A 12,702-nucleotide genomic window follows, 5' to 3' on the forward strand; every position below is an offset into this window, starting at 1 on the left:
CCATGCCCACCACCGAGGACCTCACCGCCGGACCGCTCCCCGGACCGCCCCCCGGACCGCTCGCCGAACTGCTCGCCGAGTGGACGGCGCTGCTGCACCGCTGCGCCGCCACGACCGACCCCGAGCCGTACGGCCGCGAGCTGCTGCGCCGCTGGTCGGAGCCGCAGCGCCGCTACCACACCCCCGGGCACCTGCACGCGGTCCTGCGGCACGTCGACGGCCTCGCCGGGCACGCCGGCGACCCGGACACCGTCCGGCTCGCCGCCTGGTTCCACGACGCCGTCTACCGGCCCGACCGCTCCGAGAACGAGGAGCGCAGCGCCGCCCTGGCCGTCCGCGCGCTGACCGCCGCGGGCCTGCCCGCCGCCCGGGTGGCCGAGGTCGAGCGGCTGGTCCTGCTCACCGTCGACCACCACCCCGAGCCCGGCGACCGCGACGGCGAGGTGCTCTGCGACGCGGACCTCGCCGTCCTCGGCGGCGCCCCCGAGGCGTACGCGGCGTACGCGGCCGCCGTCCGCGCGGAGTACGCGTTCGTCCCGGAGCCGGACTTCCGCGCCGGGCGCGCGGCGATCCTGCGACAGCTGCTCGCGCTCCCCGCGCTCTACCGCACCCCGGCCGCCCACGCGCGCTTCGACGCCCCCGCCCGCGCCAACCTGACGGCCGAACTCGACGGCCTCTAGGGCAGCTTCCCCACCGGCGCCACCACCGCGCCCTGCTGGCCGCACACCCAGTGCGGCTCCGGCCCCAGCTCCGGCTCCACGCCCAGCGCGTGCGGGTCACCGTCGGCCGCGCACTCGGCGCACAGCGGCCAGCGCCCGTACGCCTCCAGCAGCGCGTCCTGGACGTCCTGGGCGACGAGCCCGAGCACGTAGTCGGTGCCGTCCGGCCACTGTTCCAGCCACCAGCGCCGGTGCGTCACGGCCTGCTCCACCAGCGACACCACGGCGGCGTCCGCCACGTCCCGGGCGGTCAGGTCGGCCAGGATCAGTGCCCGGGCGTTGTGCAGAGCGGTCTCGATGTCGTCAGCAGCCATCCGCCCATTCTCCCAAACACGCGAAGGCTCCCGAACGCGCGAAGGCTCCCGAACGCCGCGAGGGCGGCCTCCCCGTCGGGGAGACCGCCCTCGCGAACGATCCGAACCGTCCGATCCCAGCGGGATCAGAAGTCCATGTCACCGCCCGGCATGCCGCCGCCGGCGGCCGCAGCGGCCTTCTCCGGCTTGTCGGCGATGACGGCCTCGGTGGTGAGGAACAGCGCCGCGATGGAGGCGGCGTTCTGCAGCGCGGAGCGGGTGACCTTGGCCGGGTCGATGATGCCCGCGGCGACCAGGTCGACGTACTCGTTGGTGGCGGCGTTCAGGCCGTGACCGGCGGGGAGGTTGCGCACCTTCTCCACCACGACGCCACCCTCCAGGCCGGCGTTGGTCGCGATCTGCTTGATCGGGGCCTCCAGCGCGACCTTGACGATGTTGGCACCGGTGGCCTCGTCGCCGTCCAGCTCCAGCTTGTCGAAGGCGACACCGGCCTGCAGCAGCGCGACGCCACCACCGGCGACGATGCCCTCCTCGACGGCGGCCTTGGCGTTGCGGACGGCGTCCTCGATGCGGTGCTTGCGCTCCTTGAGCTCCACCTCGGTGGCCGCGCCGGCCTTGATGACGGCCACGCCGCCGGCCAGCTTGGCGAGGCGCTCCTGGAGCTTCTCGCGGTCGTAGTCCGAGTCGCTGTTCTCGATCTCGGCACGGATCTGGTTCACGCGACCGGCGACCTGGTCGGCGTCACCGGCACCATCGATGATGGTGGTCTCGTCCTTGGTGATGACCACCTTGCGGGCGCGGCCCAGCAGGTCGATGCCGGCGTTCTCCAGCTTGAGGCCGACCTCCTCGGAGATCACGGTGCCACCGGTGAGGATGGCGATGTCGCCGAGCATGGCCTTGCGGCGGTCGCCGAAGCCCGGGGCCTTGACGGCGACGGACTTGAAGGTGCCGCGGATCTTGTTCACGACCAGGGTCGACAGGGCCTCGCCCTCGACGTCCTCGGCGATGATGACGAGCGACTTGCCGCTCTGCATGACCTTCTCCAGCAGCGGCAGCAGGTCCTTGACCGAGCCGATCTTGGAGTTGGCGATGAGGATGTACGGGTCCTCGAAGGACGCCTCCATCCGCTCCAGGTCGGTGGCGAAGTAGGCGGAGATGTAGCCCTTGTCGAAGCGCATGCCCTCGGTGAGCTCAAGCTCCAGGCCGAAGGTGTTGCTCTCCTCGACGGTGATGACGCCTTCCTTGCCGACCTTGTCCATGGCCTCGGCGATGAGCTCGCCGATCTGGGTGTCGGCGGCCGAGATGGAGGCGGTGGAGGCGATCTGCTCCTTGGTCTCCACGTCCTTGGCCTGGGCCAGCAGCTGGTCGGAGACGGCGGCGACGGCCTTCTCGATGCCGCGCTTCAGGGCCATCGGGTTGGCGCCGGCGGCGACGTTGCGCAGACCCTCGCGAACCAGGGCCTGGGCCAGCACGGTGGCGGTGGTGGTGCCGTCACCCGCGACGTCGTCGGTCTTCTTGGCGACCTCCTTGACGAGCTCCGCGCCGATCTTCTCGTAGGGGTCCTCGAGCTCGATCTCCTTGGCGATGGAGACACCGTCGTTGGTGATCGTGGGGGCGCCCCACTTCTTCTCCAGCACGACGTTGCGACCCTTGGGGCCGAGCGTGACCTTCACTGCGTCGGCGAGCTGGTTCATGCCACGCTCAAGGCCGCGGCGAGCTTCCTCATCAAAGGCGATGATCTTGGCCATCAGAAGTGGTCCTCCGGGACACGGTCGACTGCTCGGACCAAGGGGTGCCCGCGACGGACGGCCCTGGTGTGCGGGGGTCCTTTCCCCTACCGCTCCCGGGGGCCTCACCGACCCGGTCCGCTGTCACTCTCACGCTGTGAGTGCTAACGCCAATGATTAGCACTCCGGGTGGTCGAGTGCAAGCCCAATCGCGATCCCGCGAGCCGTCCGGCGCGCCCCCGCCGCGCCCCGCAACTCCCCGCCGGGGAACGCCGACGGGCCCGTACGACGCGTGTCGTACGGGCCCGCCGAGAAGCGAGTGGTCACCAGCCGTGGGCCGTGCCGAGCTCCTGGAGGAGAAGGAAGGTCAGACCGCCGCGCGGACCATGTCCGCCTGCGGGCCCTTCTGTCCCTGGGAGATCTCGAACTCGACCCGCTGGCCCTCCTCGAGGGTGCGGTAGCCGTCCATCTGGATCGCGCTGTAGTGGACGAAGACGTCCGCACCACCGTCGACCGCGATGAAGCCGTAGCCCTTCTCCGCGTTGAACCACTTGACGGTGCCCTGAGCCATTCCGAACTCCCCTAGTGCTGTGCTGGCCCTTCACGCGCCCGCAGGTCGCGGGCCCGGGTCTGGTTTGAAGGCCGGCCCGGGGAACCCCCCCTGGGCGCAGCCGTGCACGCCGCAATCCTCCGCAGGGGCACCTGACGGCGCCCCGTGAGCGGGTGATTACGTCGACCGCGGCTGAATGTATCCGGATCGACGCCCTCTGCAACAGGGTCAGCTGCGGGGAATTCCGGCACCACATCAAAGGACAGGACGGGCCAAACCGGGAGGAATTCGGCATTTCACGCCGGACATAGCGGACGGATTACAACAAATCCCCGCGGGAATTCTGACATCTGCCTGACATGTTTCACGGTCCCGCACCCGGTCGGTCTCAACAGCCGGTCTCAACGGCCGATCCCAGCAGCCGGACGAACTCCGGCGATTCACGGGTGGGGATGAGGGGAAGCCCTGTTCCCAACCGAGCCACACTCTACTCCGACTCGACCCCGAAATATTCCCGCCGAAATGCGACCGGCCGCCCGCGCGCACGGGGAACGGAATTCCGTACGCGGGACGGCCGGTCGAACCAGGGCCGGTCCGGTCGACGCGGGCGGGCGCCGCCGGGGCGGGGTCTCGGCTCAGCAGCCGCCGGCCACCGCCGGGATGATCGAGACGCTGGCGCCGTCCGCGATGCCGGTCGCGAGGCCCTCGGCGAAGCGCACGTCGTCGTCGTTCACGTAGACGTTGACGAAGCGGCGCAGCTTGCCGGCGTCGTCCAGGATGCGGGCCGAGATGCCCGCGTGGTTCTTCTCCAGGTCGGCGATGACCTCGCCCAGGGTGGCGCCCTCGGCGGCCACCTCGGCGGAGCCGCCGGTGTAGGTGCGCAGGATGGTGGGGATACGGACGTTGGCGCTCATGGCTCTCCTAGCGGGTGCGACCCAGCGGGGTGGGGGGTTCAGGCGGACGCGAGGCCGGCGTCGCGGAAGGACGCCAGCGTCGGGCGGATCACGGCGGTCATCCCGGAGTCGGCCACGGCGTCCAGGGTCTTCAGGCCGTCGCCGGTGTTGATCGCGACGGTCTCCTTGGCCGGATCCAGCCGGCCGGTCTCGACCAGCTTCTTCAGCACGCCGACGGTCACCCCGCCCGCGGTCTCGGCGAAGATGCCCTCGGTCCGGGCCAGCAGCCGGATCGCGTCCACCACCTCGGCGTCGGTGACGTCCTCGACCGCGCCGCCGGTGCGCCGGGCGATGTCCAGCACGTACGGGCCGTCCGCCGGGTTGCCGATCGCCAGCGACTTGGCGATGGTGTCCGGCTTGACCGGGCGGATCACGTCCTGGCCGGCCTTGAAGGCGGCCGACACCGGCGAGCACCCCGCCGCCTGGGCGCCGAAGACCTTGTACGGCCGATCCTCGACCAGGCCGAGCTTGATCAGCTCCTGCAGCCCCTTGTCGATCTTGGTCAGCTGGGAGCCGGAGGCGATCGGGATGACGATCTGCTCCGGCAGCCGCCAGCCGAGCTGCTCGCAGATCTCGTAGGCCAGCGTCTTGGAGCCCTCGCCGTAGTACGGGCGCAGGTTGACGTTGACGAAGCCCCAGCCCTCGCCGGCCGGGTCGCCGATCAGCTCCGAGCAGAAGCGGTTCACGTCGTCGTAGTTGCCCTCGATGCCGACCAGCTCGCCGCCGTACACCCCGGCCATGACGACCTTGCCCTGCTCCAGGTCGTGCGGGATGAACACGCAGGACTTGAAACCGGCCCGGGCGGCCGCCGCGCCGACCGCGCCGGCCAGGTTGCCGGTGGAGGAGCAGGAGAGCGTCGTGAAGTCGAACGCCCGCGCGGCCTCGATGGCGCAGGCCACCACGCGGTCCTTGAACGAGTGGGTCGGGTTGCCCGAGTCGTCCTTGATGTGCAGCTGGGCGGTGAAGCCGAGCTCGCGGCCCAGGTTGTCCGCCTTGACCAGCGGGGTCCACCCCGGGTTCAGGTTCGGCTTGGTGGCGACGTCGGCCGGGACGGGCAGCAGCGGCGCGTAGCGCCAGATCGAGGACGGACCGGCCTCGATCCGCCGGCGCAGCGCCTCGGCGTCCTCGCCACCGAACTCGTACGCGATCTCCAGCGGGCCGAAGCACTCCAGGCAGGCGAAGCTCGGACCGAGCGGGAAGCGGGTGCCGCACTCGCGACAGGACAGCGCGGCGGCGGGGCCGAGGTCAACGGAAGCGGGTGCGACGGTGTCGATAGCCATGATGGCGGAGGCCTCTCTCCTCATCTTCCCCGTGGCACGGTCGCGCCACAGGCCGGAATTGGCACCTGTCCCGCGGGGGGCCTGTCGACGGACAGCCGCGCGAGAAGGTTGCCGGGACGTCAACGGGCCGTTCCCTCAGTCCCTCTGGATGAGCTTGTGAAATTGTGGTGGTGCTGAACGGCGACCCCGGCGTGCAAAGGTCCGACCGCTGTACGAAGACTGTATCCGAAGGCGTCAACCCCGAAAGGGATCGTCCGCCACGCGAGATGGCGCGTCCCGCCCGACCCCGCCGAGGAGAGTCCAGTGCCCGCCGAACCGACCCCCGCGCTGCTCCCCCAGGCGGCGTCCTGGCTGCGCCGCCGCTCGTGGAGCGCGGCCGACCGGCCGGTGCACGCCCTCCTGGAGGCCAAGCGCCGGACCGGCCAGACGGTCAGCGTGGTGCTGCCCGCGCTGGACGAGGAGGCCACCGTCGGCGACATCGTCCGCACCATCCGCCGCGAGCTGATGGAGCGCCTCCCGCTGGTCGACGAACTCGTCGTGGTCGACTCCGGCTCGGCCGACGCCACCGCCGCCGTCGCCGCCGGGGCCGGCGCCCGGGTGGAGCACCGCGACGCGATCCTGCCCCGGCTGCCCGCCGCCCCCGGCAAGGGCGAGGTGCTCTGGCGCTCGCTGCTGGTCACCCGCGGCGACATCGTCTGCTTCGTCGACGCCGACCTGCGCGAGTTCGACCCGACCTTCGTCTCCGGCATCCTCGGCCCGCTGCTCACCGAACCGGACATCCAGCTGGTCAAGGCCATGTACGACCGGCCGCTCGAAGTGTCGGTCGGCGGCTCCGGCGCGGGCGACGGCGCGGTCGTCCCGTCCGGCGGCGGCCGGGTCACCGAACTGGTGGCCCGCCCGCTGCTCAACCTGCACTGGCCGGAACTCGCCGGTTTCGTCCAGCCGCTCGGCGGCGAGTACGCGGCCCGCCGCGCGCTGCTCGAACGGCTCCCCTTCCCCACCGGCTACGGCGTCGAACTCGGCCTGCTGGTCGACGCGTTGGAGACGGTCGGGCTGGACGCCCTGGCCCAGGTGGACGTCGGCGTCCGGCACCACCGGCACCAGGACGGCCAGGCCCTCGGCCGAATGGCGGCGACCATCTACCGCACCGCCCTGGAACGCCTCGACCGCACCCACCGGCTGAAGGCCTCCGCCGACCTGGTCCACCCGCTGCTCACCCAGTTCACCCGCGACCCGCAGACCCGGGAGTTCACCGCCCACACCCACCCGGTGACCGCCCTCGAACGCCCCCCGATGCACACCGTGCCCGAGTACGCGACCCGGCACTGAACGCCCGCCGAAAGGGTTTGCCGCACCGGAGCCACGGCAACGTACCAACCATGGGCGATCTCACGACCGAACGTTCGAGTGCGACCGGCACCGCCCCCGTCCTGGTGGCATCCAATCGGGGACCGGTGTCGTTCAGCACCTCGGACGACGGCACGCTGACCCTCCGACGCGGCGGCGGAGGCCTGGTCTCGGGCCTCTCCGCCATCGACGACCCCGACGCCGTCTGGGTCTGCGCCGCTCTCGGCGCCGCCGACCGGCAGGCCGCCGGACAGGCCCCGCACGGCCGGCTCGACCTCGCCGGGCACGACGTCGGCGGCCAGGCCGTCCGCATGCTGGACATCGACCCCGAAACCTTCGCCCTCGCCTACAACGGCGTCGCCAACTCCACCCTCTGGTTCGTCCACCACCTGCTCTACGCCACCCCCACCGCCCCCGTCTTCGACGCCGGGTTCCGCACCGAGTGGGCCGCCTACCGCGCCTACAACACCGCCTTCGCCGAGGCGCTGGCCGCCGAGGCCGCGCCCGGGGCCGCCGTGCTGGTCCAGGACTACCACCTCTCGCTGACCCCGGCCCTGCTCCGCGCCCTCCGCCCCGACCTGCGGATCGGCCACTTCTCGCACACTCCGTGGGCCCCGCCCACGTACTTCCGGCTGCTGCCCGACGACGTCGCCGAGGCCGTCCTCACCGGCATCCTGGGCGCCGACCGGGCCGGCTTCCTCACCCGCCGCTGGGCCCTGGCCTTCGCCGACTGCTGCGCCGACCTGCTCGGCGCCGAGGTCGACCGCGAGACGATGACCGTCACCCACGCCGGCCGCACCACCCACCTCGGCGTCCACGCGCTCGGCGCCGACGCCGACTTCCTGCGCGAACGCTCCCACCGCCCGGACGTCGACGAGCGTCTCGCCACCCTCCGCGAGGCCGTCGGCGGACGCCGCACCATCGTCCGGGTCGACCGCACCGAGCTGAGCAAGAACATCGTCCGCGGCCTCCAGGCCTACCGGCACCTGCTGCGCACCCGCCCCGAGTGGCACGACCGGGTGGTGCACATCGCCTTCGCCTACCCCTCCCGCACCGACCTCGCCGAGTACCGCGCCTACACCGACGAGGTGCGCCGGCTCGCCCGGGAGATCGACGAGGAGTTCGCCACCCCCGGCTGGCAGCCGCTGATCCTGCACGTCGACGACGACTTCCCGCGCTCCCTGGCCGCCTACCGGCTTGCCGACGTGGCCCTGGTCAACCCGATCCGGGACGGCATGAACCTGGTCGCCAAGGAGGTCCCGGTGGTCTCCGACCACGGCTGCGCCCTGGTGCTCTCCCGGGAGGCCGGCGCGTACGCCGAACTCGCCGAGGACGCGCTCATCGTCAACCCGTACGACGTCATCGCCACCGCCGACGCCCTGCACGCGGGCCTCACCATGCCGACGGAGGAGCGCGCCGACCGCACCAAGCGCCTCGCCGCGGCGGCCACCGCGCTGCCCCCGCAGCAGTGGTTCCTCGACCAGCTCAACGCACTGTGAACCAGCCCGACACGCGGTGATCCGGCTCGACGCGCAGTGATCCGGCCCGACGCGCCGTGCCCCGGCTCAACCCGAGCTGAGGGCCTCCCCCAGCGCCGCCAGCAGCCCCACCACGCCGGCCGGGCCCGGGACCACCAGGTCCGCCCGGTCGGCGAGTTCGCGCACCGGCGCGTCCCCCACCGCGCCACTGCACACCAGCAGCCCCGCCACCCCCGCACCGCGCAGCTTCTCCACCGCCGCGAAGGCCGCCACGTCCCCGAGGTCGTCCCCCGCGTACAGCACCGAACGGGCCCCGCGCTCGCGCAAGAAGCCGGTCAGCGCCGCGCCCTTGTCCACCCCCGGCGGCCGCAGCTCCAGCACCAGCCGCCCGGGCTCCACCACCAGCCCGTGCCCGGCCGCCAGCTCGCCGACCGGCGCCCGCAGCAGCTCCAGCGTCTCCTCCGGTGCTGCCGTACGCCGGGTGTGCACCGCCAGCGAGCGCCCCTTGTCCTCCACCCACGTCCCCTCGGGCGCCCCCGCCGCCGCCAGGAGGCCCGGCAGCGCCGCCCGTGCCCCGGCCACCCCGGGGTGCACCGGCGGCGCGGTCACCTCGCCGCCCTCCCAGCGCTCGGCGCCGTAGTGCCCGAGCACCACGACCCCGGGCAGCCCGGCCAAGGCGCCGTACTCCGCCGCCAGCGCGGCCGGCCGCCCGGTCACCACCACCACGGCCCGCACCAGTGGCGCCAGCGCCCGCAGCGCGGCCGCCGCCCCCGGATGCGCCCTGGCCCGGTCCGGATCGGGGACGATCGGCGCCAGCGTCCCGTCGAAGTCCAGCGCGATCACCGCGTCACCCGGCCCGGCCAGGATCGCCCGGAGGCCGTCCCGGCCGGCGTCGGTGGTCGGCGTCACCATCTCCTCGAAACCCATGCCCGAGCCCATACCCCGTGGCCCCGGCCCGCTACCGCGCGGCCCGCCGGGCCTCCCGGATCCGCCGGAGCCGGTTCACCAGCACCGGGGCGTGCGCCAGTGCCTCCGGCCGGTCCAGCAGCGCGTTCAGCAGCTGGTAGTACCGGGTGGAGGAGAGCCCCAGCTCCTCCCGGATCGCCCGCTCCTTGGCCCCGGCCGTCCGCCACTGCCGCCCCTCCAGGGCCAGCACCGCCAGGTCCCGCTCACTCAGCTCGCCCACCAGGCCACCTCCGCCGTCACTACGGAGTGTCATTCTCGCGCGTGAGCCCGACACACTCTGCGTCCCCCGGCGCCCGGCCGCCCCGGCTAGCGTCGGCGGTATGACCACGCCCAGCTTCGCCGTGCACATCCCCACCGCCGACCTCGAACCCGACCCGCTCGACCCGGCCCAGATCGTCTCCGGCACCCCGGAGGTCTCCGGCCGGGTCCTGTCCGAGTCCCCCGACGGCCGCCAGCTGCGCGGCATCTGGCAGATCACCCCGGGCGTGGTCACCGACACCGAGGCGGACGAGATGTTCGTGGTGCTCAGCGGCCGGGCCACCATCGAGATCGAGGGCGGCCCGACCCTGGAGGTCGGCCCGGGCGACTGCGCCGTGCTGCGCGAGGGCGACCGGACCACCTGGACCGTCCACGAGACGCTCCGCAAGGCCTACGCCATCACCCTCCGCTGAGAGCCCCGAAACCCCTCAGCCCCCTCGGACGCCTCAGCCCCCCGGCCCGGGTTCACTTGCGGACCCGGGCCGCCTCCTTGACCGCCGCGTCCTGCAGCCCGGTGAGCACCTGCTTCGGGTCCCCGGTGACGGACTCGCCGATCCCGGCCTTGATCCGGTTGCTGACCTCGCCCCAGGCCGGGTCCCCGAACGGGTAGAAGCTGGCGTTGGAGAGCCCGACCGCGAACTGCTTGAGGTCCTCGTGCTTCGGGTCCGAGGTCATCTGGGTGAACGCGTCCTGGGTGACCGGCAGCAGGTTGTACTGCTCGTCGAACTTCAGCTGGTAATCGCGGGTGTAGACGAAGGACAGGAACTTCTTGATCTCGTTCTTGTGCCCGTTGGCCTTGAACGCCATCATCCAGTCCGCGACGCCGAGGCTGCCGGTCTTGCCCACGCCGTCCTTCTTCGGGATCGCCGCCGTCCCGAAGTCGATCTTCCCGGCGGTGGCCATCCGCAGCAGCGTCGGGTGCCCGTTCAGCATCGCGACCTTCCCGGCCGCGAAGTCCTGGAACACCGGGGTGCGGTTCATCTTGCCCGGGTCCGGATAGGTCAGCCCGGTGCTCACCAGGTTGCTCTTCAGCCAGCCGAAGGTGGCCTGGTTCTGGGCGCTGTCGATGGTGTAGTTGCCGACGTCGTCGGAGAGGCTGCCGCCGCCGCTCAGCGTCCACAGCATGGACTCGGCCGGGGCCTCCTCCGGCCCGAGCGGCAGCCCGTACGGGGTCACGCCCGGCACCTTGGCCTTGATCTTCTCGGCGTCCTGGCGCAGCTCGTTCCAGGTGGTCGGCGGCTGGGTGATGCCGGCCTGGCGGAAGATCGCCTTGTTGTAGAAGAGCACCCGGGAGGAGGACACGAACGGGATGCCGTACTGGGTGCCGATCACCTGGCCGGCGTGCGCGAAGGTGTCCAGGAACTTGGCCTGGGTGTCCATCGAGAGCACGTCGGCGGCCGGGTACAACCGGTCCGCGGCGACCTGGTCGGCAAAGCCGCCGGTCTGCAGCAGGTCGGGCGACTTGCCGGCCGCGATCATGTCGTCGACCTTCTTGCCGATGTCGGTCCAGCTGTCCACCTCGACGTCGACCTTGATGCCGGGGTTGGCGGCCTCGAAGCCGCGCACGACCTCGTCCCAGTACAGCTTGGAGCTGGTCTCGGCGCTTTCCCCGTAGTCGGCGGCGACCAGCTTGAGGGTGACCGGCCCGCCGTCCTGCCCGCCGCACGCGCTGACGGCGGTGAGCACCAGTGCTCCGGCCAGCGCGGCACCGAGGACGCGGGTGGGAACGTGGGCGCGCCTGTTCAACGCGGGTACCGCCTTCAGGGAGAACTGCGTCCGGACGGGGAAATCCGGGAGGGGGACGCGCAACACTGCCAAATCCACCGGGCAGTGGTCCACACCACTCCGCCGCGCCCGCCGAGTAGTTATCGAAGTGCGGAGGTCATTGCACGATGCGCAACAGAAAGTGAACGTACGGCGTCCGGTGCAAAGCCCCGCACACCGCACTCATCTGCGACAAAGCTCACCTCGTTTGGACCAGACCAATCCCACAACTGGACTAGACCTCTTCTACCCGACCAAGGGAAACTGTCCTCCGTGAAGCACGTCATCGCACTCGATGTAGGCGGCACCGGCATGAAGGCCGCGCTGCTCGCCCAGGACGGCTCCGTGCTGTTCGAAGCACGCCGACCGACCGGGCGGGAGCACGGCACGGACGCCGTGGTCGCCGCCATCCTCGACTTCGCCGCCGACCTGGCGGACGAGGGCCGAAGCCGCTTCGGCGTCGCTCCGCTCGCGGCCGGCGTGGCCGTCCCGGGCACGATCGACGAGAAGAACGGCATCGCGGTCTACTCGGCCAACCTCGGCTGGCGGGACCTCCCGCTGCGCAAGCTGCTGGGCGAGCGCCTGGCCGGCCCCGACGGCACCGCCATCCCCGTCGCGCTCGGCCACGACGTGCGCTCGGGCGGCCTGGCCGAGGGCCGGCTCGGCGCCGGCCGGGGCGTCGACCGCTTTCTGTTCATCGCGCTGGGCACCGGCATCGCCGGCGCCATCGGCATCAGCGGCCGGATCGAGGCCGGCGCCCACGGCTACGGCGGCGAGATCGGCCACGTCGTGGTCCGCCCGGGCGGGCCGCAGTGCGGCTGCGGCGCCCGCGGCTGCCTGGAGACGCTCGCCTCGGCCTCCGCCGTGTCGCGCGCCTGGGCCGCGGCCAGCGGCGACCCCGACGCCGACGCGGCATCCTGCGCCGCCGCGGTGGACGCCGGGGACGACCGCGCGCTCGCGGTCTGGCAGGGCGCCGTCGACGCCCTGGCCGACGGGATCGTGCTCGCCCAGAGCCTGCTCGACCCGTCCACGGTGATCGTCGGCGGCGGGCTGGCCGAGGCCGGCGACACGCTCTTCACTCCGCTGCGCACGGCGGTCACCGAGCGCCTGACCTTCCAGATGCCCCCGAAGGTCGTACCCGCCATGCTCAAAGACACCGCCGCGTCCCTGGGCGCGGGCCTGCTCGCCTGGGATCTGCTCTCCATGGAGGTGACCGCGTGACCACCGCGGACCGTGACCGTACCGCGCTGACCGGGGCCCGGCTGGTCCTGCCCGGCGCCGTCGTCGAGGGCGACCGCCTGGCCGTCGAGGGCGACCGCATCGCCGGCCTCGGCGGCGAGAGCGAA

The 12,702-nt window shown here is 72.3% G+C and carries 13 protein-coding genes and 1 riboswitch; of the genes, 5 read left to right on the forward strand and 8 right to left on the reverse strand.

Annotation, left to right across the window (positions count from 1 at the left end; genetic code table 11):
* Positions 1–2: 2 nt before the first annotated feature.
* Positions 3–680, forward strand: a complete 678-nt coding sequence (locus tag P3T27_RS15960; protein ID WP_280678800.1) for a hypothetical protein — start codon at positions 3–5, stop codon at positions 678–680.
* Here the strand turns inward: P3T27_RS15960 and P3T27_RS15965 are convergent.
* The 5 genes from P3T27_RS15965 to thrC form a co-directional block, all read right to left on the reverse strand.
* Positions 677–1,033 carry a hypothetical protein gene (locus P3T27_RS15965; RefSeq protein ID WP_280678802.1) on the reverse strand — a complete coding sequence of 119 codons (357 nt, stop codon included), beginning with the start codon at positions 1,031–1,033 and terminating at the stop codon, positions 677–679. The genes P3T27_RS15960 and P3T27_RS15965 overlap by 4 nt on opposite strands.
* A 125-nt stretch (positions 1,034–1,158) precedes the next feature.
* The gene (groL, locus tag P3T27_RS15970; RefSeq protein ID WP_280678804.1) at positions 1,159–2,781 is read right to left on the reverse strand and encodes a chaperonin GroEL; all 1,623 of its coding nucleotides are present in this window, start codon (positions 2,779–2,781) and stop codon (positions 1,159–1,161) included.
* Between the two features lie 346 nt (positions 2,782–3,127).
* Entirely contained in the window at positions 3,128–3,331 is a 204-nt protein-coding gene (locus P3T27_RS15975; RefSeq protein ID WP_030289665.1) for a cold-shock protein, read from the reverse strand.
* A 614-nt stretch (positions 3,332–3,945) separates the two neighbouring features.
* Complete coding sequence (locus tag P3T27_RS15980; RefSeq protein ID WP_280678811.1) at positions 3,946–4,224, reverse strand: MoaD/ThiS family protein; 279 nt, start codon at positions 4,222–4,224, stop codon at positions 3,946–3,948.
* A 38-nt stretch (positions 4,225–4,262) separates the two neighbouring features.
* Complete coding sequence (gene thrC, locus P3T27_RS15985; RefSeq protein WP_280678813.1) at positions 4,263–5,543, reverse strand: threonine synthase; 1,281 nt, start codon at positions 5,541–5,543, stop codon at positions 4,263–4,265.
* A gap of 17 nt (positions 5,544–5,560) precedes the next feature.
* Positions 5,561–5,698: riboswitch (SAM riboswitch) on the reverse strand.
* A gap of 148 nt (positions 5,699–5,846) precedes the next feature.
* On the opposite strand from thrC, the gene P3T27_RS15990 reads away from it, so the two are divergent.
* Together P3T27_RS15990 and P3T27_RS15995 are read left to right on the forward strand one after the other, a co-directional pair.
* On the forward strand, positions 5,847–6,872 hold the full coding sequence (locus P3T27_RS15990) for a glucosyl-3-phosphoglycerate synthase (protein ID WP_280678815.1): 1,026 nt from the start codon (positions 5,847–5,849) through the stop codon (positions 6,870–6,872).
* A 50-nt stretch (positions 6,873–6,922) separates the two neighbouring features.
* Positions 6,923–8,389 carry a trehalose-6-phosphate synthase gene (locus tag P3T27_RS15995; RefSeq protein WP_280678817.1) on the forward strand — a complete coding sequence of 489 codons (1,467 nt, stop codon included), beginning with the start codon at positions 6,923–6,925 and terminating at the stop codon, positions 8,387–8,389.
* Positions 8,390–8,455: 66 nt separating this feature from the next.
* Here P3T27_RS15995 and otsB read toward each other — a convergent pair whose 3' ends face one another.
* Together otsB and P3T27_RS16005 are read right to left on the reverse strand one after the other, a co-directional pair.
* The gene (gene otsB / locus P3T27_RS16000) at positions 8,456–9,295 is read right to left on the reverse strand and encodes a trehalose-phosphatase (RefSeq protein WP_348534103.1); all 840 of its coding nucleotides are present in this window, start codon (positions 9,293–9,295) and stop codon (positions 8,456–8,458) included.
* 31 nt (positions 9,296–9,326) lie between these two features.
* Positions 9,327–9,554, reverse strand: coding sequence for a DUF3263 domain-containing protein (locus P3T27_RS16005; RefSeq protein ID WP_280678820.1), 228 nt, complete (start codon positions 9,552–9,554; stop codon positions 9,327–9,329).
* A gap of 100 nt (positions 9,555–9,654) precedes the next feature.
* Here P3T27_RS16005 and P3T27_RS16010 point away from each other — a divergent pair, with 100 nt between their 5' ends.
* Positions 9,655–10,005: a cupin domain-containing protein gene (locus tag P3T27_RS16010; protein WP_280678822.1), complete on the forward strand. Its 351-nt coding sequence runs from the start codon at positions 9,655–9,657 to the stop codon at positions 10,003–10,005.
* 52 nt (positions 10,006–10,057) lie between these two features.
* Here P3T27_RS16010 and P3T27_RS16015 read toward each other — a convergent pair whose 3' ends face one another.
* On the reverse strand, positions 10,058–11,338 hold the full coding sequence (locus P3T27_RS16015) for an extracellular solute-binding protein (protein ID WP_280678824.1): 1,281 nt from the start codon (positions 11,336–11,338) through the stop codon (positions 10,058–10,060).
* Between the two features lie 291 nt (positions 11,339–11,629).
* Between P3T27_RS16015 and P3T27_RS16020 the strand changes: the two genes are divergently transcribed.
* Complete coding sequence (locus P3T27_RS16020) at positions 11,630–12,577, forward strand: ROK family protein (protein ID WP_280678826.1); 948 nt, start codon at positions 11,630–11,632, stop codon at positions 12,575–12,577.
* Positions 12,578–12,702: the final 125 nt, after the last annotated feature.

Source organism: Kitasatospora sp. MAA19, from assembly GCF_029894125.1.
Classification (GTDB): domain Bacteria; phylum Actinomycetota; class Actinomycetes; order Streptomycetales; family Streptomycetaceae; genus Kitasatospora.

Bases quoted from the DNA above. Each gene is read 5' to 3' on its own strand.
- P3T27_RS15960 (WP_280678800.1), top strand. From the start codon at position 3: ATGCCCACCACCGAGGACCTCACCGCCGGACCGCTCCCCGGACCGCCC.
- P3T27_RS15965 (WP_280678802.1), bottom strand. From the start codon at position 1,033: ATGGCTGCTGACGACATCGAGACCGCTCTGCACAACGCCCGGGCACTG.
- groL (WP_280678804.1), bottom strand. From the start codon at position 2,781: ATGGCCAAGATCATCGCCTTTGATGAGGAAGCTCGCCGCGGCCTTGAG.
- P3T27_RS15975 (WP_030289665.1), bottom strand. From the start codon at position 3,331: ATGGCTCAGGGCACCGTCAAGTGGTTCAACGCGGAGAAGGGCTACGGC.
- P3T27_RS15980 (WP_280678811.1), bottom strand. From the start codon at position 4,224: ATGAGCGCCAACGTCCGTATCCCCACCATCCTGCGCACCTACACCGGC.
- thrC (WP_280678813.1), bottom strand. From the start codon at position 5,543: ATGGCTATCGACACCGTCGCACCCGCTTCCGTTGACCTCGGCCCCGCC.
- P3T27_RS15995 (WP_280678817.1), top strand. From the start codon at position 6,923: ATGGGCGATCTCACGACCGAACGTTCGAGTGCGACCGGCACCGCCCCC.
- otsB (WP_348534103.1), bottom strand. From the start codon at position 9,295: ATGGGTTTCGAGGAGATGGTGACGCCGACCACCGACGCCGGCCGGGAC.
- P3T27_RS16010 (WP_280678822.1), top strand. From the start codon at position 9,655: ATGACCACGCCCAGCTTCGCCGTGCACATCCCCACCGCCGACCTCGAA.